This is a genomic window from Streptomyces sp. AV19 (assembly GCF_015999245.1).
Lineage (GTDB): Bacteria > Actinomycetota > Actinomycetes > Streptomycetales > Streptomycetaceae > Streptomyces.
This window is the reverse complement of record NZ_JAEAMR010000007.1, coordinates 329,869-347,793: the sequence shown is the minus strand read 5'-3', so window position 1 is coordinate 347,793 and position 17,925 is coordinate 329,869. Positions and strand designations below refer to the sequence as shown.

Sequence of the window (17,925 nt, the reverse complement as noted above, 5' to 3'; positions counted from 1 at the left end):
CGTCCACCGGACGCCTGCCGCGGGCCAGGACACGTCCGACGAGCCGGTGCGGGAGCGCCTCCCGGCGGGGGCCGGGGGAGCGTCCGCCGCGTCGGGTCCGCCCCGGGGCGTGTCCGGACGGGCCGGTGACCCGCGCCGGTCCGTCGGACAGGGCCCGCGCCCGTCCCCCGAACTGGTCCCCCGCCCTTCCCGGTTCAGACCGCGACCGGCCGGGCCGTCACCCCCAGCCGCCCCGTACGCGCCAGCCCCAGCACCGCCGCCGCGCAGCCGAGGCCCCTCGCCACAGGGGCCTGGACCGGTCCGCGCGCGCCCTCCCCCGGTCGGGCCGGGACCGGGCGGCCGGGCCCCGCGCTCCCCGGTCAGGCCGCGACCGGCCGGGCCGTCACCCCCAGCCGACCCGTACGCGCCAGCCCCAGCACCGCCGCCGCGCAGCCGAGGCCCGTCGTCGCGAGGACCGTCCATACGAGCCAGGGCGCGTGGTGACGGAGGGCCGCGTCCCACAGGGCGCCCGTGGCGAGGTTGCCGAGGGTGATGCCCAGGCCGGAGACGGTGTTGTAGAGGCCGTAGTGGGTGGCGACCAGGCGGTCGCCGGAGAGGGAGACCACGGTGTCCATCTCGAACGGGTAGACCACCGCGCCCCCGGCGCCGAGCAGGACGACGGTCAGGAGCAGGGCACCGAGTACCAGGGGGCCGGAACCGGACGGGACGAGGGCCGGGGGCACGAACGCCAGGCCCATCACGGCCAGTCCCCGGACCAGGGCCTGGTCCCCCCGCCAGCGGCGGCCCGCCCAGCCCGTCAGCCGCAGCTGGCCGAGCACGGCGACCGCCGCCGAGACGACGAACAGTCCGCCGACCGCCCCCGCCCCCTCCGCGCCCAGGGCCCTGCCCGCGGCCAGCGGCAGCGCCAGGTACACCTGGAAGGTCAGGACGTACGAACCGATCATGGCGACCGAGAACAGCACGAACGGGCGGTTGGTGACGACCGTCCGCCACTGCGCCAGCACCTCGCCCCGGCGCCCGGCGGCGGGCGGGCCGGCCGGCATGCGCCGGATCTGGAGGACGGTGAGCGCGGCGAAGACGGCGGCGGCGACGGTGCACACCAGGCGGAAGTCGGCGGCCAGCAGGGCGAGTCCGACGAGCGGGCCGAGCAGCATCCCGCCCTGGTAGTAGACGTTGAAGGCGGCGAACGCCTCGACGCGCCGGCCGCCCGCCTCCGCCGCCAGGCAGGCGCGCACGGCCGGGTTGAACAGGGCCCCGGCGAAGCCGGTGGCGGCCGAGGCCGCGACGAGGGCGGGCAGCGTGTCCACCCAGCCCAGCACCGCGAAGCCGGCCGTGCGCAGCAGGCATCCGGCGATGATCGGGACCTTGGGGCCGTAGCGGTCGGCGAGCGTCCCGCCGATCAGGAACATGCCCTGCTGCGAGAGGTTCCGCACGCCCAGCACCAAGCCGACGGCCCACGCGGCCAGCCCGAGGTCGTCGGCCAGGTGGACGGCCAGGTAGGGCATGAGCATGTAGAAGGCCAGGTTGATCGCGAACTGGTTGGCCATCAACAGCCGGACCACGGGCGGGAACGAGCGCGTGGTGCGCCACAGGCCCTTCACCGGGCCGCCAGCGGGTCGACGACGACGGGGCAGCGCGTCCAGCGGGTGACCGTCCGGTCGCCGGGGTGGTCCAGCTCGTCGGGCGCGTCGGCCGGGACGTGCCCGAGGAGCCGGTGCTCGCGGCAGTACGCGTCGTCGAAGACGGTGCCCACGTAGCGCTGCGGGCCGTCGGGGAAGACGGCGGCTATCCGGGTCTCGGCCGGGAGGGACGCGGCCAGGTGGCGGGCGACCAGGGCGACCGCGCCGACGCTCCAGCCGCCGGTGGCGTACTGGTTCCTGGCCAGGGCGCGGCAGGCCCAGACGGCCTCCGGGGCGGCGACCCAGTGGACCTCGTCGAAGAGCGAATAGTCCACGTTGCGGGGGTAGATGCTGCTGCCCAGCCCGCGCATGAGGCGGCCGGCCGCGGGCTGGCCGAAGATCGTGGAGCCCGTGGCGTCCACGCCCACCACGCGCAGCCGGGGCAGGAAGCCGCGCAGGACGGAGGCGACGCCGGCCGAGTGCCCGCCGGTGCCGACGCTGGCCACCAGCACGTCGATGCGGCCCAGTTGGGCGATCAGCTCGTGGGCCAGCCCGCTGTAGGCGGTGACGTTGTCGGGGTTGTTGTACTGGTCCGGGCACCAGGCGTCGGGGACGGCCATGAGGAGCTCGTCCACCCGCTCGCGTCTGGCCTGCTGCCAGCCGCCGGTGGGGTGCGGTGCGCGCACGACGTCGACCTCGGCCCCGTGGGCCCGCAGCAGGCCGCGCATCAGCGGCTCCATGCCGGGGTCGGTGACCACGGTCACGGGGTGGCCGTGGGTGACGCCGGCCAGGGCGAGGCCCAGGCCCAGGGTGCCGGAGGTCGACTCGACGATTCGCGCCCCGGGCAGCAGGTCGCCCCGCTCGCGGGCGCGGGCGGTCATGTACAGGGCGGTGCGGTCCTTGATGCCGCCCGGGTTGCGGCCCTCCAGCTTGGCCCAGAAGCCGCGGCCGGGGGCGGTGAAGGGGGCGCCGATCCACAGCACGGGGGTGTCGCCCACCAGCCCGGCCGGGGTCTGCGCGGGGCGGACGGCGGCGGTGAGCACCTGGGCCGGCGACAGCGGGGCGGAAGGGGCGGAGGACGCCGAAGGGACGGAGGACGCGGAAAGGGGCATGACGGAAGAGTTCATCGCGCAGGTCTCCTGCGCACCTCACCCGGGACCTGGCACGGGGACGGCGAAGTGCCGGGCGGGAGCGCGGTGTCGGGGGAGGAACACCGGGATTCGGGACGCGGTGCCACGACGGCGGCCGCAGCCGCCCTGGCGGCGGCAGCGTGCCGTACGGGCGGGCCCGGTCAGGCCCGCCAGACCCCCAGCGCCGCGCGGGCGCGCGCGTGGTCGACGCCGTGTCCCGGCGTCCGTTCCGGCCCGGGCGGGGCACCGTCCGCGCGGGAGCCGCCCACGGGCGCGCACACCGGCGTACCGGCGTGGTCGGGGCGGTGCGGCGCGACCGAACGCGCGGTCGCCGGGCCGGACTCGGGCTCTCCCTCGCAGTGGTGCGCGTGGACGCCGTGGCCGTGGGAATCCAGGACGGCGGACGCGGCGGAGACGGGGACGGGGGCCGACTGCTGCGCGGACGTCTGACCGTGGACGCAGCAGAGCACGTACATCAGCCCGGTCAGCACCACGGCCAGGAGGACCCGGCCGTACGGCGCGGACCGGGGCGCAAGCGGAACGGCCCCTGATGCCACACCGGTCACGGTAACCGATCAACCGCGCGCTGGATACGGGTGTGCCGGATCAGCTCACCACGTTCCCCATCCGTTGGAGCGGAATTTCCACGACGTTCCCCAACGTGCCCTCCTGCGCGGGGAGATGGGGCGGGACGAGGCTGGCGTGCCGGGTGAGGGTGTCGATGAAGGAGGCCGTCAGGGCGTCCGGGTGGCTGCGGGTGTAGGCGCCGAGCACGCGGTGCACCGGCGGGTCGGGGATGCGGACGCGGGGGGTGAGGCCGGCGGGGACGATGTTCGCGGGGAAAAGGGTGGGCCCCAGGCCGGCGGTGGACAGTTGCAGGGCCGTGGCGGTCTGCTGGGTCTGGACGGCCACGCGCGGCTGGAAACCGGCGTTGGCGCAGGCGCAGTCGAGGATCCGCGCCAGGCCGTTCGGCGCGGTGTAGTGGAGCCATTCGTGCCCGGCGAGCTCGGTGAGGCGGATGTGCGGGCCGGGGCGCCGCAGCAGCGGGTCGTCCGCCCCGAGGACGACGACGAACTCCTCGCTGCCCAGGGGGAAGACGGGCCCCTGCCAGTCGGACGGCGGCGGGCCGACGGCGACGTCCGCCTCCCCGGTCGTCATGGCCTCCTGGAGGTCGCCCACGTGCAGCTGCTCGGTGAGCGACAGCAGCGTGTCGGGGCGTTCGCGCCGCCACGCGGCGAGGGCCGGGGGCAGCACGCCGAAGCTGACCGAGTACAGCGTGGCCACCCGCAGCTCCAGGCGCTGGTTGCCGGAGACCCGCTGGGCGGCCGAGTTGGCCCGGTCCACCTCGGCCAGGGTCGCGCGGGCGTGGGGCAGCACCGCCCGGCCCAGCGGGGTGAGGAGGACCGGCCGGGAGCCGCGCTCGACCAGCGGGCCGCCGCAGGTGCGCTCCAGGCTCTGCAACTGCCGTGAGAGCGCGGGCTGGGAGACGTGCAGCCGCTCGGCGGCGCGGGTGAAGGAACCCGAGTCGACGATCGTCACCAGGTACTGGAGCTGCCTCAGAGTCATTGCCATAACCTGAGGTTATGCGGTCCTTGTTGAAGATGTCTTGGACAGGTTCATGTGCCACCGGCCATAGTCAAGGAGTCGGTGCCGCACGCGATTTCACACCGCGCGGGCTCTGGCCCGGCGCTTGCCTTCCGAGTTATTCGCCACGTCAAGTTTCACAAAGTGGCAACATATTCGCGCGGTATGAATGTCGAGGTTTATCGTGGCCGGTATCGCCGGTTGGCTGGACCAAGAGCGTGATCTGAGAGGCCGTCAGCTCACCGTGGCGGAGTTAGGCGCGGGCGTCGCCGCTCGCGGACGGAAAGGTGCCGGCTCCTGGCTGGGTGAGCACATCGCCCTGGTACAGCGCACACACGACCCCGACCCTTCGCAGTCGCAACCTGCTACGACCGTGGGTCCCGACGGCTCCGCGCTGGTGGTCGCGGTCGGCGACGGCACCTCCGCGGCTACGGTGCTCCGCGCCTGGGAGCGCTGGGGGGAATCCCTCGCGGAGCATCTCGACGGCGCCTTCGCCTTTGCGCTGTGGGACGAGCGGAAAAAGGCGCTAGTCCTCGGCAGGGACCGGTTCGGAATCAAGCCGCTCAGCTATTTCCCCACGCCCGGCGGCGTCGTCTTCGCCTCGGAGACCGCGGCCGTCGCCGCGCATCCCCTGGTGACCCCGGAAATAGACGCCACGGGAATAGGCGCCGTTCTCTCCCAGATACGCAGCCCCGGCACCGGTGTGCTGCGCGGAATGCTGGAGGTGCCCCCCGGCCACACGGTCACCTTCACCCCGCGGGGCCGGACCGTCCGCCGCTACTGGGCTCTTCGAGCCCGTCCCCACGAGCTGGACCGCGCCGCCACGATCGCCCGCGTGCGGGAACTCCTGGAGGACTCCATCGGCCGCGAGGCCGACGGCACCGACCCCGCCGTCCTGCTCTCCGGCGGCCTGGACTCCAGCGTGCTCACCGGCCTGGTCGCCGCGAGCACCGGCCGGGCCCCGCGGACCTTCACCGTCCTGTTCGGCGACACCGCCGCGGCCGTGCCCGACCGGCCGTACGCCGAGGAGGTGGTCCGCATGTGGCACTGCGACCACCGCGAAATCACCGTACGGCCGGGCGAGTTGCTGGACCCCGTCACCCTCGCCGAGGTACTCGCGGCCAAGGACCAGCCCACCCCGTTCGGCGACAAGAACACCACCCCGTACCTGTTCAGCGGGTACGTCGCCCGGCACGTCCCGGTGGTGCTCAGCGGCGAGGCCGCGGACGCGCTGTTCGGCGGGCACGACGGCGCCGTCGAGGAGGGCCGCGTCCTCACGTCCTTCCCGTGGATCGAGCGGTCCCGCCGGTTCGGCATGCCGTACGGCATCGGCACCGGCCTCATCGACCCGGCGCTGCTGCGCGCCGTCGACATCGAGGGCCACCTGGAGCGGACCTTCCGCGAGGCCCTGGACGAGGTGCCGCACCTGCCCGGCGACAAGCCCGTGGACCGGCTCGCCCGCCAGATCGACCACCTCCACATGACCCGGCTCCTGGAGCAGGCCGTCCCCCACTCCGAACGGCTGGGCGCCGCCGCGGGGCTGGACATCCGCTTCCCCTTCGCCGACCACCGGCTGTACGACCTGCTCTACAACGTCCCCGCCGCGGAGAAGTCCTTCGAGGGGCGCGAGAAGAGCCTGCTGCGCGCGGTCGGCCGGGACCTCGTCCCGGCCTCCGTCCTCACCCGCGCCAAGGTGCCCTACCCGATCACCTACGACCCGGAGTACAAGGCCGGGCTGGTCCGCAGGCTGCGCGACCTCCTGGCCGACGGCTCCGCCCCGGTGCGCCCGCTCGTCGACCTGGCCGGCGTCCGGCGCGTGATCGACGACCCGGCGTCCCTCGACCGCGGCGGCTGGCTGGGCCGCGCGGACGCCGAGATGATCCTCCAGCTCGACGCCTGGCTGCGCAGACTGCGCGTCCACGTCCGGCTGTGAACCGGCCGGGGCCGCCGCGGTGCCACCACCCCCCACACCGCGCGGCCCCGGCCTCACCTCTCGCTTTTCTTCGGACAGTTCTTCTTCGGACAGCTCTCCTTCCGGCAGTTCTCCTTCCGGCAGTTCTTCTTCAGGCAGTTCCCCCGTCGCGGGTGCCCGCACCACCGTGCCGCCGCCCGCGTCCGCGTCAACGACCCCGAAAACACGCGCTCTTACGAGGAACACCCGTGTCACAGACCACACGCAACGCCGCCAGTGATCCCGACCGCCCCAGCTTCCTGGAGGAGCTCTACCAGGGCCGCTTCCGCTGGGACCTCCTGCGGGACTTCCCCGTGCAGGACCCCGGGGACGCGCGGGCCGGCGACCGCCTCGTCGAGGAGCTGGCCGACCTGCTGCGCGAGCGGGTGGACCCCGACGAGCTGGACGCCCGCCGCGCCATGCCCGAGGGGCTGCCCGAAGAGCTGGGCGCGCGCGGGTACTTCGCCCTCCAGGCCGGCCCCGGGACCGGCGGGCGCGGCGCCTCGCACTACAACACCTTCCGCGCGGTCGAGGCCGCCGCGCGGGTCTCCACCCCGGTGGCGCTCTCCCTGGCCATCGAGAACGCCCTGGGCGCGAGCGCCTTCCTCCCCGTCGTGCCCGAGGGGCCCCTGCGCGAGCTGCTCGCCGGCGTCGTCCGGCGCGGCGGGCGGTCCGCCAGCGCGGACAGCGAGCCCGAGGGCGCCGCCAACCAGCGCCGCACCACCACCGCCACCCGCATCGAGGGCACCGACGACTACCTGCTCAACGGGCGCAAGGTCTTCGTCGGGCACGCCCCCGTCGCCGAGGTGGTCAGCGTGACCGCCACCGTGCGCGAGGACGACGCCGAACGGGTCCGGATCTTCTTCGTCCGCACCGACAGCCCCGGGGTCACCAGCGGCGCCTGGCACGAGTACATGGGCATCAAGGGATTCCCCAACGGCCGGCTGGAGTTCGACGACGTCCGCGTGCCCGGCTCCCAGATGCTGGTCGAGGCGGACAGCGGGCACGTGATCCGCCAGACCCCGGCCACCGCCCGGCTGGTCACCCGCGGCCGGCTCCACCTGATCGCCGCCCCGGCGCTGGCCGTCGCCCGGCTCTGCGCCGGCTGGTCCCGCGACTTCGCGGAGCGAAGGATCGTCGACGGCCGGCCCCTGTCGGACTACGAGGAGGTCCAGCGGCAGCTCGCCGACACCCTCGCCGAGACGTTCGCGATCGAGAGCCTCGCCCAGTGGTGCCTGCTCCCCGACGACCAGGACCGCGGCCTCAACCTCCGCTACGAGCAGACCGCCGCCAAGAACGCGGCCTCCCTGCTCGGCTGGGCCATCGCCGACCGGACCACGTCCCTGCTCGCCGCCGAGGGCTACGAGACCGCCGCCAGCAAGCGCGACCGCGGCGCGCCCCCCATCCCCCTCGAACGGTTCGTCCGGGACCTGCGCAACCTGCGGATCTCCGGCGGGGTCGACTTCCAGATCGACAACTGGATCGGCCGCCTGTCGATCCTCTCCTACTACTACCCCGAGCCGGACCACGCCGCCGAACTGCTCACCGACGGGCCCGCCCCCCTCGACACCGACGGCACCGTCCTCAGCCCCCGCAACCTCGGCCACCTGCGCACCGTCGCCGCCGAGGTGCACCGCTTCGGCCGCACCTGCCTGGAGCTCTCCCGCAGCCACCCGGTGAAGGACGAACTCCTCGCCAAGGAGCGGACCTTGGTGCTGCTCGCCGGGATCGCCCGGGAGCTGCTGTGCGCGTCCGTGGTCCTCGCCCGCGCCTCGGCCCTCTCGGCGGCCGGGGACGACGGCGGACAGGCCCTCGCCGACGTCTTCTGCGTCTCCGCCCTGCAGCGCGCGGACGACCTCCGCCGCCGGCTGCACGCCGCGCCCGGCCCGGACTTCGCCGCCGTCAGCGACGCGTGGACCAGCGGCGCGGGCTTCACGTTCCTCGACCCCCACACCGTCCGAGCCGAAGAGAGCCACGCATGAGCACCGCCGCCGCACCGGAGCAGCCGGAGCACGTCCCCCTGTCCGTCGGACAGGAGGCCATGTGGATCGCGTGGAAGCTCGACCCCGCCCAGACGATCCACATCATCCCCCTCCCGTTCGCCGTGGAGGGCGGCGTCGACCCCGCGCGGCTGCGGCGGGCCGTGGCCGCGCTCGGCGACGCCTTCCCGCAGCTGCGGGCCCGGGTCGCCGGCGGGCCCGGCGGCACCGTCCTCGACTGGTCCGGCGCCCCCGCCATCCCCGTCCGCGAGACCACCACGGCCCTGGACCGCGACACCGCCGTCCGCGACGCCTGGCGGACCCCCTTCGACCTGCTCACCGGGCCGCTGGCCCGGGTCGACCTGATCCACGGGCCCGACTGGACGGTGCTCCTGCTCGCCGTCCACCACCTCGTCCACGACGGCGCCTCCGTCCTGCTGCTCCTCGACGCCTTCCGCACCGCCTACGCGGGCGACGAGGTCCCGCGCCGCGACCACGCGCCCGCCCTCGCCGCCTTCGCCGCGCACTCCCGCGCGCTCGCCGACGGGCCCGAGGGCGAGGAGCACCGCACCCACTGGAAGGGCGCGCTCGGCGCCGGGGCGCCCGGCTTCGCCCTGCCGGCGGGCCCCGAGGCCCCCGCGTACACCGTGCACGGCGAGGACCTGCCGCCGGACCTCGCGGCCGCGCTCCGCGCCCGCGCCGACGAGCTGGGGCTCTCGTACGTCACCGTGCTGCTCGGCGGCTACTACGCGCTGCTCCGCCGGTACAGCGGCTCGCCGGACGTGCTGTCGTTCCTGCCGTACCACGGCCGCTGCCTGCCGGAACTCGCCGACCACGTCGGCTACTTCGTCAACGCCCTGCCCGTCCTCGCCCGCGTCGAGGACGACGACCGGTACACCGACCTCTTCGCCCGGGTCCGCACCCGGGTCAAGGAGGCGCTGCGCCACGGCGACCTGCCGCTGCCCTCGATCATGCGCGCGGCCGGGCTGACCGGGCCGGACGAACGGCGCCGCACCCACCAGACGGTCTTCCAGTACTGGCACGCGGGCCTGCGCGACGGACTCGACGTGCACGACCTGCGGCTGACCGGGGACACGAGGCTGCGCCTGCTCCCCATGGAGAGCGTCGCGGGCTTCTCCCTCGCCCTCATGGTCCGCGAGGACGGCGGCGGCACGCACCTGCTGTGGAAGGACCCGGCCGGGGCGGTCGGCCCCACGGTCGTCAGGGCGATGGCCGCCGACTACCTGCGCGTCCTGCGGACGATCGCGGACGACCCGGAGGCGCGGGTGATCGGCGTCGCCGGTGCCCCGGCCGGCGGGGCGCACGACGACCGCGCGGAGACCGCCGGGACGGCGGCGGTGGCACGGCTCGACGACATGGCCGCCGTGTGGCAGGAGATCCTCGGCAGCGGCCCCGTCGGCCCCCAGGACTCCTTCTTCGAACTCGGCGGACACTCACTCCTCGCCGAAGCCCTCGTCGCGGCCGTCACCAAACGCCTCGGCGGCGAGGCGACCATCCGCATGCTCTTCGACCACCCCCGCCTCGCCGACTTCACCGCCCGCGCACTCCCCGCCGAGGAGACACCGGCGACCGACCCGGCGGACGTACGGCTCGGCGAGATGGCCACCCTGTGGCAGGAGATCCTCGGCAGCGGCCCCGTCGGCCCCCAGGACTCCTTCTTCGAACTCGGCGGACACTCACTCCTCGCCGAAGCCCTCGTCGCGGCCGTCACCAAACGCCTCGGCGGCGAGGCGACCATCCGCATGCTCTTCGACCATCCGAGGCTCGCCGACTTCACGGCCCACGCGCTGCCCGCCACCGTTTCACCGGCCGCCATCGGCACGGCCGGTTCCGCGGACGAGCCGGGCACGCGGGCCGCGCCGGAGGAGTTCCCCGCCTCCAGCTTCCAGCAACGCGTCTGGCTCTCCGGGCGGTTCGCCGGCGCCCCCGCCGCGTACAACGTCCCCCTCGCCTGGCGCGCCGGTCCCCCGCTCGACGCCGACGCGTTCCGGCGGGCCCTGGCCGCCACCGTGGCCCGCCACGAGATCCTGCGGACGTCCTTCCACGAGCGCGACGGCGAGCTGACGCAGGCCGTCCACGCGCCCTGGACGCCGGACGTCGCCCGCGTCGACCTCTCCGGCCGCCCCGACCCCGACGCCGCCCTGCACGACTGGCTGCGGACCGCCTCCCACGAGCCCTTCGACCTCGCCTCGGGCCGGCTGCTGCGCGCCGCCCTCGTCGAACTCGGCCCCGGCGAACAGGTGGTGTTCGTCTGCGTCCACCACCTGCTCTGGGACGGCGCGTGCGAGGCGCTGCTGCTCCAGGACCTCGACGCGCACTACACCGCACCCACCGCACCAGCCACGGAGCACGCCCTGCACCCCGCGTCCGCCCACCAGGAACGCATGTGGTTCGTCGACGAGTTCGAGACCGGCACGGTCTACACCGGCTCGCCGACCTACCACAACCTCCCCTTCCACCTGCGGCTCGACCGGCTGCCGGAGGCACGGGCGCTGACGGGGGCCGTCGCCGCGGTCGTACGGGCCCACGAGGCGCTGCGCACCGACCTCGTCACGGCGGACGGCCGCGTCGCACAGCGCGTCCGGGACGAACTCACCGTCACCCCGCGGTGGTTGCCCGCCGCGCCCGCCCCGGCGGGCGGCGGCGTGCCGCGCGCCCTCACCGACTGGGCGGCCGAACCGTTCGCCCTCGGGGACGGCCCGTTGCTGCGCGTCGCGGTGCTGCCGGACGCGGACGGCGACGGCGGCTGGCTCGCGCTCTGCGGGCACCAGGCCGTGGTCGACCGCGCCTCGCTGCGGCTCGTCGGCGAGCAGCTGTTCACCGCGCTGAACGGCACCGCGCCCCGCCCGAGCGGCTTCGCCGGCTGGCTGGCGGCCGCCGACCCCGAGGCGCGCGAGCGCGACCTGGCGGCCCGCGCCGCCGTGCTCACGCCGCCCGCCGACCCCGTGCGGCTGCCCGAGCGGCACGCCCGCGACGCCGTCCACGTCTACGAGGAGCGGACGGTCGCGTTCGGCCTCCCCGACGGTCTGCCGCTGCGGGAGACCGCCGACCGGCTGGGCGTCGGCGTGCCGGACCTCGCGCTGGCCGCGTTCGCCGCGCTGCTGCACTGGTACACCGGCCAGGAGGACATGGTCCTCGGCCTCTCCCACCCGGGCCGGGGCGACGCCGACCGCGACGTCGTCGGCCCGCTCGCCAACTTCCTTCCCGTACGCCTGCGTCCGGCCTCCGGCCGTCCCTTCGCGGAGCTCGCCGCGGCCACGGCCGCCGAGACCGCGCACGCGCGCCGGCACGACCGGGCGCCGTTCGACGAGCTGGTGCGGCGGGTGGACCCGTCGAAGGACATGAGCCGCACCGCGCTCTTCGACGTGCTCTTCAGCTACGCCGACGCCGCCGCCGCGTTCACCGGCCCGGACGGCTCCGTCGCCGCCCAGGTGGAGACCGCCGGCGGGCACGGCAAGTACGACCTGCACCTCTTCCTCCAGCCGGGCGGCGACGGCCACGACGCGCTTCTGGTCCACAACGGCCGCTACTTCGACCACGACCAGATCACCGCCATGGCCGGCCACTACCGCACGCTGCTGCGGCAGTTGACCGACCGGCCGGAGCGGGCGGTGGGCGACACCGACCCGCTGGGCGAGGACGAGCGGCACACCCAGCTCGTCACCTGGAACGCGACGGACGCGGCGTACGACGGGACGCCCGTCCACGAGGTCATCCGGCGCCGGGCCCTCGCCCGCCCCGAGGCCGTGGCCCTCACCGACGGCACCACGCACATCACCTACGGCGCGCTGCTGGCCGACGCCGAGGCCGTCGCCCGCGGGCTGCTCGACGCCGGGGTCCGCCCGGGCGAGCTGGTGGCGCTGCTGTTCCCGCGCGGCGCCGACCAGGTCCGGGCCGTCCTGGGCACGCTCCTCGCGGGCGCCGCGTACCTGCCGATCGACCCGGCCGTGCCCGCCGAGCGCAAGGAGTTCATCCTCACGGACTCGGCGGCGCGGCTCGCGATCGCACCGTCCGCCGGTGACGAGGCGTTCCAGGGCCGAACCCTTTCCCTGGACGGCCTGTTGACGCGCCGCGGCGACGTGCCGTTGCCGGACGTCCCGACGGACTCCCCCGCGTACTGCATCTACACCTCCGGCACCACGGGCCGCCCCAAGGGCGTCGTGCTCACCCACCGCAACCTCGCGCGGCTGCTGGACAACGACCGGACGCCGTTCGCCTTCGGGCCGTCCGACGTGTGGACGATGTTCCACTCGTACGCCTTCGACTTCTCCGTCTGGGAGCTGTTCGGCGGCCTCGCCCACGGCGGCCGCGTCGTCCTGGTCCCGGAGGACGAGACGCGGGACCCCGCGCTCTTCTGGGACCTGCTCCAGCGCGAGCGCGTCACCGTCCTCAACCAGACGCCGAGCGCGTTCCGCCGGCTGCTGAAGCTGGAGCCGGCGACGCCCGACGGGCTCGGCGCCCTGCGGTACGTGATCTTCGGCGGGGAGGCGCTGCGGCCGGCGATGCTCGGCGCGTGGGCGGACCGCTTCCCGCACGTGCGGCTGGTCAACATGTACGGCATCACCGAGACGACGGTCCACGCCAGCGTCCGGACGGTGACCCGGGGCGACATGGACACCGACACCAGCGTGGTGGGCACGCCGATCCCCACGACGCGGCTGCTGCTCCTCGACCGGCACACCGGGCGCAGGCTGCTGCCCGTCGGGGCCGTGGGCGAGATCCACGTCGGCGGCGACGGGGTGGCCGGCGGCTACCTCGGGCGCCCCGAGCTGACCGCCGAGCGCTTCGTCCCCGACCCCTTCGGCGGGGGCACCCTCTTCCGCAGCGGCGACCTCGCCGCGTACCGGCCGGACGGCACCCTGCGGTTCATCGGGCGCGCCGACTCCCAGGTGCAGCTGCGGGGTTACCGCGTCGAGCTGGGCGAGGTGCAGTCCTGCCTGGGCGAGCACCCCGACGTGTCGGACGCGGTGGTCCTCGCGGACGACGACCGGCTGATCGCCGTCGTCCAGAGCGCGAAGCCGCTGACGGCGGGCGAACTGCGTAGCCTGCTGGCCCGGAAGCTGCCCTCGTACATGGTCCCGTCGCTCTTCCACGTCGTGCGGGAGATCCCGCTGACCGTCAACGGCAAGGTGGACACGGCCGCGCTGCGCGCCGCGGCGACCACGCCGGCCACGGGCGCGGCGCCCGCGGCCCCGCGCTCGGCGACGGCCGTCGAACTGGCCGGTGTCTGGGGCGAGATCCTCGGGGTGCCGTCCGTCGGGGACGGCGACTCGTTCTTCGCGCTGGGCGGGCACTCGATGCAGGCGGTGCGCCTGGTCGGGGTGATCGCGGAACGGTTCGGCGTCACGCTGCCGATCAAGACGCTGTTCGAGACGCCGGTGCTGGGGGATCTGGCGGGGATCGTGGACGCGAGGCGGGGCCTCGGCGCGGCGGGCGCGACGGAGGCGCCTGGCGCGGCGGCAGCGGGCGCGGCGTCCGTCCGGTCCGCCCGTGCGACGGACGCGGCCGACGCGGCGACCGCCCCGCACGCCGGGGTGACGACCGCGACGCCCGGCCGGCCCGCCACATCCGCCCGGAGTACGGACACGACACCGGCGCCGGGCACACCGGTCACGGCGCCCGCCCCGCACCCCGGGGTGACGACCGCGGCGCCCGCGCCGGGCGCACCGGTCACGGCGCCGTCCGCAGCCCCCGCCGAACCGGCCGGCACCGACGCGACCCCCTTCCAGCAACGCCTCTGGCTCGCCGAGCAGGCCGCCGACGGCGCCCGGAACAACGTCTTCCTCGCCTGGCGCGTCGACGGGCGCCTCGACGCCCGCGTGCTGGAGGACGCCCTCGCCCGGCTCGTCGAGGGCCACGAGATCCTGCGCACCGCCTTCCGCCCGGAGGGCGACCGCGTCCGGCAGGTCGTCCTCGCGCCCTGGCGGCCCGTCCTGGAGGCGCCCGCCGGTGACGCGCCCGAGGACGCCGCCACCGCGTGGCTGGACGCCGCCGCCCGCGACCCGTTCGACCTCGGCTCGGGACGGCTCCTGCGCGCCGCCCTGGCCGACGGCCCGCACGGGCAGGCGCTGGCGCTCTTCCTGCACCACCTCGTCGTGGACGGCGAGTCCGTGCCCGTCCTGCTGCGCGAGCTGGAGCGCTGCTACCGCGACGCCCTCGCCGGCGTCCCCTCCGCCCCGCCCGCGCTCCAGTACCGCGACCGCAGCGAGGGTCGACCCGCCGCCGCGGACCTGGACTTCTGGCAGGAGCGGCTGGCCGGAGCACCGGCGTACACCGACTTCCCGGCCCCCGCCCGGCCCGGCCCGGACGGCGCCGTCCGCGTACCGCTGCCCGCGGACCTGCCGGCGCGGCTGCGTCCGGTGACGGACGCGCACGGCGCCTCCTGGTTCATGGCCTTCGGCGCCGCCCTGTCCGTCGCGCTGCACCGCTGGACGGGACGGCCGTCGCTCACCCTCGGCGTGCCGGTCAGCACGCGCGGGCCAAAGTTCGCCGGACTTCTCGGCCCCTGCCTCAACACCGTGGTCCTGCGCTCGGACCACGCCGCCGGCGCCACCGTCCTGGACGCGCTGCGCGCGATGCGCGCCGAGGTGCTGGACGCGTTCGAGCACGGCCGCGCGCCCTTCGACGAGGTGCTGTCCCGGCTGCGGCCCGAGCGCGTCCCGGGCCGCACCCCGTACGCGGACGTGGCCCTCAACATGAACCTGCGCAGCGACCGCCGGGCGGTGCTCGGGGACGCCGAGCTGCGGCCGCTGACGGCCGACTCGCTGTGGGCGCACGAGGCCAAGTTCGGCCTGACGCTGACCGTGGCCGAGCAGGACGGCGCCCTGGAGGCGATGCTCTCCTACCAGGGCGACCGCGTGGCCCCCGCCGACGCCACGGCCCTGGCCGCGTCGGTCGCGGAGCTGCTCGGCGAACTCGCGGGCGGGCAGCGGGAGATACCGACCGCGACGCCGTACCGGGCGTTCGTCGAGGCCCAGCGGGCCGCCCGCGGCGGCGCCGCGCACGAGGCCGGGCTCGCCCACTGGCAGGAGCGGCTGGCCGGAGCGCCGGCGTACACCGACTTCCCGGCCCCGCCGCCCGGCGCGCCGCACGGCATCGTCGCGGCCGCCTTCACCGCCGGGCTGGGCGAGCGGCTGCGCACCCTCCAGGAGCGGCACGGCTTCTCGCCGTTCATGGCCGTGACGGCGGGCCTCGCGATCCTGCTGAACCGGCGCACCGGGCGGGACGACGTGGTGATCAGCAGCCCGATGACCAACCGCGACCGCCCGGGCCTCGCCGACGTCCTCGGCCCCTGCCTCAACACCGTTGCCCTGCGCACCCGTTTCGGCCCCGGCACGACGGTCCGCGAGGCGCTGGAGGCGGCGCGCACGGAGGTGCTGGGCGCCTTCGAGCACGCGGACGTGCCGTTCGAGGACGTCGTCGACCGCCTCAACCCGCCGCGCAGGCCCGGCCGTACGCCCTACGCCGACGTCTCGCTCGCCTTCGGCACCGCGCCCGGCCGCCGGTCCGTCGGCGGCAGCACCCTGCGTCCGGTCGCGCTCGACGGCGAGGGCGCCTCGTACACCGGCAAGCTCGGCCTGACGGTGGCGCTCACCCTGGACGGCGACCGGCTGGACGGCCGGCTGGCCTACGACGGCGGCCGGTTCCGCCGCGCCGACGTGGAGGGGATCGCGGAGGGCCTGGGCGCGGTCCTGGACCTGCTCCCCGACAGCCTCGACGTGCCCGTCGCCGGCCTGGACCTGACCACGGCAAAGGAGACGGACCGGATCCGGCGGTGGGAGCGGGGCCCCGAGCCCGGCCCGCTGACGACCGTGCCCGAACTGGTCCTGGAACAGGCGGGAATCCGGCCGGACGCACCGGCGGTGGAGACCGCCGACGGCACGACGGACTACCGCGCGCTGGTCGAGCGGGCCCGCGCCCTGGCCGGGGCGCTGCGGCCGCACCTGCCCGCCGACGGCGGCGGCACCGTGGCCCTGCTGCTGGAGCGCGGCGCGGACTACCCGGCCGGGATGCTGGCCGCCTGGTTCGCGGGGGCCGCCTTCTGCCCGGTCGACCCGTCGTGGCCCGCCGCGCGCCAGGAGTTCGTCCTGGGCGACGTCCGCGCCGACGTGCTCGTGACGAGCCCCGCGGGCCCGCGTCCCGCCGCGTTCACCGGCCCGGTCGTCGAGGTGACGAAGACCGGGGTGACGAAGACCGAGGTGACGAAGACCGGAGACCCGGCCTCCCTCCCGGACACCTGGTCCCCCGACGCCCCGGCCTACGTGATCTACACCTCGGGCACCACGGGCACCCCCAAGGGCGCCGTCATCCGCCACGGCGGCCTGGCGGACCTCGTCCGCTGGAGCGCGGACGCCTTCGGCATCGTCCCCGGCGACCGCTGCTCCCACCTGCTCAGCGTCAGCTTCGACAGCTCGCAGCAGGAGGTCTGGCAGGCCCTGGCCAACGGCGCCTGCCTGGTGCCGCACGAGGAGCGGGTCGTCCCCGCCGCGCTCGGCGGCTGGCTCGACGGGCGCCGGGTGGACGTGGCGTTCCTCGCCACCGCCCTGGCGGAGGCGGTGTGGAGCACCGGCGGCGGCCCGCGCGGCCTGCGCTGGATGGCCTTCGGCGGCGCCGCGCTGTCCCAGCGCCCGCCCCGCGGCCTGCCGTACCGGCTGATGAACAGCTACGGCCCCACCGAGAACACCGTCGCCTCCACCGAGCACGAGGTGGACGCCGCCGGGGACGCGCCGCTCAACTGCGTCGGCCGCCCGCTCCCGGGCACCCGGCTGCTCGTCCTCGACGACGGCGGACGCCGCTGCCCGGCCGGCACCACCGGCGAGATCCACCTGGCCGGACGCGGACTGGCGGTCGAGTACCTCGGCCGGCCCGAACTCACGGCGGAGAGGTTCCGCACGGTCGAGCCCGACGGCGAGCCGCTGCGCGTCTACCGCACCGGCGACCTCGGCCGCTGGCTGGCCGACGGCACCGTCGAGTACCTCGGCCGCGCCGACCGGCAGCTCAAGATCCGCGGCTACCGGGTCGAGCCCGGCGAGATCGAGCACTTCCTGCTGCGGCAGCCCGAGGTCGCGCACGCGGCCGTCACCGGGGACCCGCACCGCACCCCGGCCCTGGTCGGATACGTCACGGCGCGGAACGGCCGGACCCCCGACACCGACGCACTGCTGCGCAGGGCACGGGCCGAACTCCCCGAGTTCATGGTGCCCGAGGCGCTCGTCGTCCTGCCCGCGCTCCCGCTCACCACCAGCGGCAAGGTCGACCACGCCGCCCTCCCGGCGCCGGAGCGGGCCGACCTGGTCGGCACCGGCGGCTACGTGTCGCCCGGCACCGGCACGGAACGGCGCGTCGCCGCGCTGTGGTCCGGCGTCCTGGGCCTGGAACGGGTCGGCGCGCACGACAACTTCTTCGACCTGGGCGGCAATTCACTGGCCCTGGCCAAGCTGCACGGCCGCCTGGCCACGGAGTTCGGCCGCGAGCTGCCGATCACCGCGCTGTTCGAGCACACCACGGTCGCGGCGCTCGCCCGGCTCCTGGACGCGGACGGCACGACGGGGCACGACGACACGTCGCCCCGCCGTCCCGTCCGCTCCGGCCGGCGCAGCCGCCGCAACCGCCACCGCTCCACCGCGACGGAAGGCGAGTGA

General features: G+C 75.6%; 7 protein-coding genes. 3 read left to right on the top strand and 4 right to left on the bottom strand.

The features are described 5' to 3' along the window. Positions 1-359: 359 nt before the first annotated feature. The 4 genes from I5Q34_RS11145 to I5Q34_RS11130 all read right to left on the bottom strand — a co-directional run bounded on the left by I5Q34_RS11145 (position 360) and on the right by I5Q34_RS11130 (position 4,321). Positions 360-1,601, bottom strand: coding sequence for an MFS transporter (locus I5Q34_RS11145; protein WP_199892040.1), 1,242 nt, complete (start codon positions 1,599-1,601; stop codon positions 360-362). Next, the gene (locus I5Q34_RS11140; RefSeq protein ID WP_199892900.1) at positions 1,598-2,731 is read right to left on the bottom strand and encodes a PLP-dependent cysteine synthase family protein; all 1,134 of its coding nucleotides are present in this window, start codon (positions 2,729-2,731) and stop codon (positions 1,598-1,600) included. Before I5Q34_RS11140 ends, I5Q34_RS11145 begins: the two co-directional genes overlap by 4 nt. Before the next feature lie 179 nt (positions 2,732-2,910). Continuing rightward, positions 2,911-3,306: a hypothetical protein gene (locus tag I5Q34_RS11135; protein ID WP_199892039.1), complete on the bottom strand. Its 396-nt coding sequence runs from the start codon at positions 3,304-3,306 to the stop codon at positions 2,911-2,913. Between the two features lie 49 nt (positions 3,307-3,355). Then, positions 3,356-4,321 (bottom strand): LysR family transcriptional regulator, encoded by a 966-nt coding sequence (locus I5Q34_RS11130; RefSeq protein WP_199892038.1) that lies wholly within the window; start codon positions 4,319-4,321, stop codon positions 3,356-3,358. A gap of 385 nt (positions 4,322-4,706) precedes the next feature. Between I5Q34_RS11130 and I5Q34_RS11125 the strand changes: the two genes are divergently transcribed. The 3 genes from I5Q34_RS11125 (at position 4,707) to I5Q34_RS34615 (ending at position 17,925) form a co-directional block, all read left to right on the top strand. Next, positions 4,707-6,266, top strand: a complete 1,560-nt coding sequence (locus tag I5Q34_RS11125; RefSeq protein ID WP_199892037.1) for an asparagine synthetase B — start codon at positions 4,707-4,709, stop codon at positions 6,264-6,266. A 227-nt stretch (positions 6,267-6,493) separates the two neighbouring features. Beyond that, complete coding sequence (locus I5Q34_RS11120) at positions 6,494-8,266, top strand: acyl-CoA dehydrogenase family protein (RefSeq protein ID WP_199892036.1); 1,773 nt, start codon at positions 6,494-6,496, stop codon at positions 8,264-8,266. Next, the gene (locus tag I5Q34_RS34615) at positions 8,263-17,925 is read left to right on the top strand and encodes a non-ribosomal peptide synthetase (RefSeq protein ID WP_234428717.1); all 9,663 of its coding nucleotides are present in this window, start codon (positions 8,263-8,265) and stop codon (positions 17,923-17,925) included. Before I5Q34_RS11120 ends, I5Q34_RS34615 begins: the two co-directional genes overlap by 4 nt.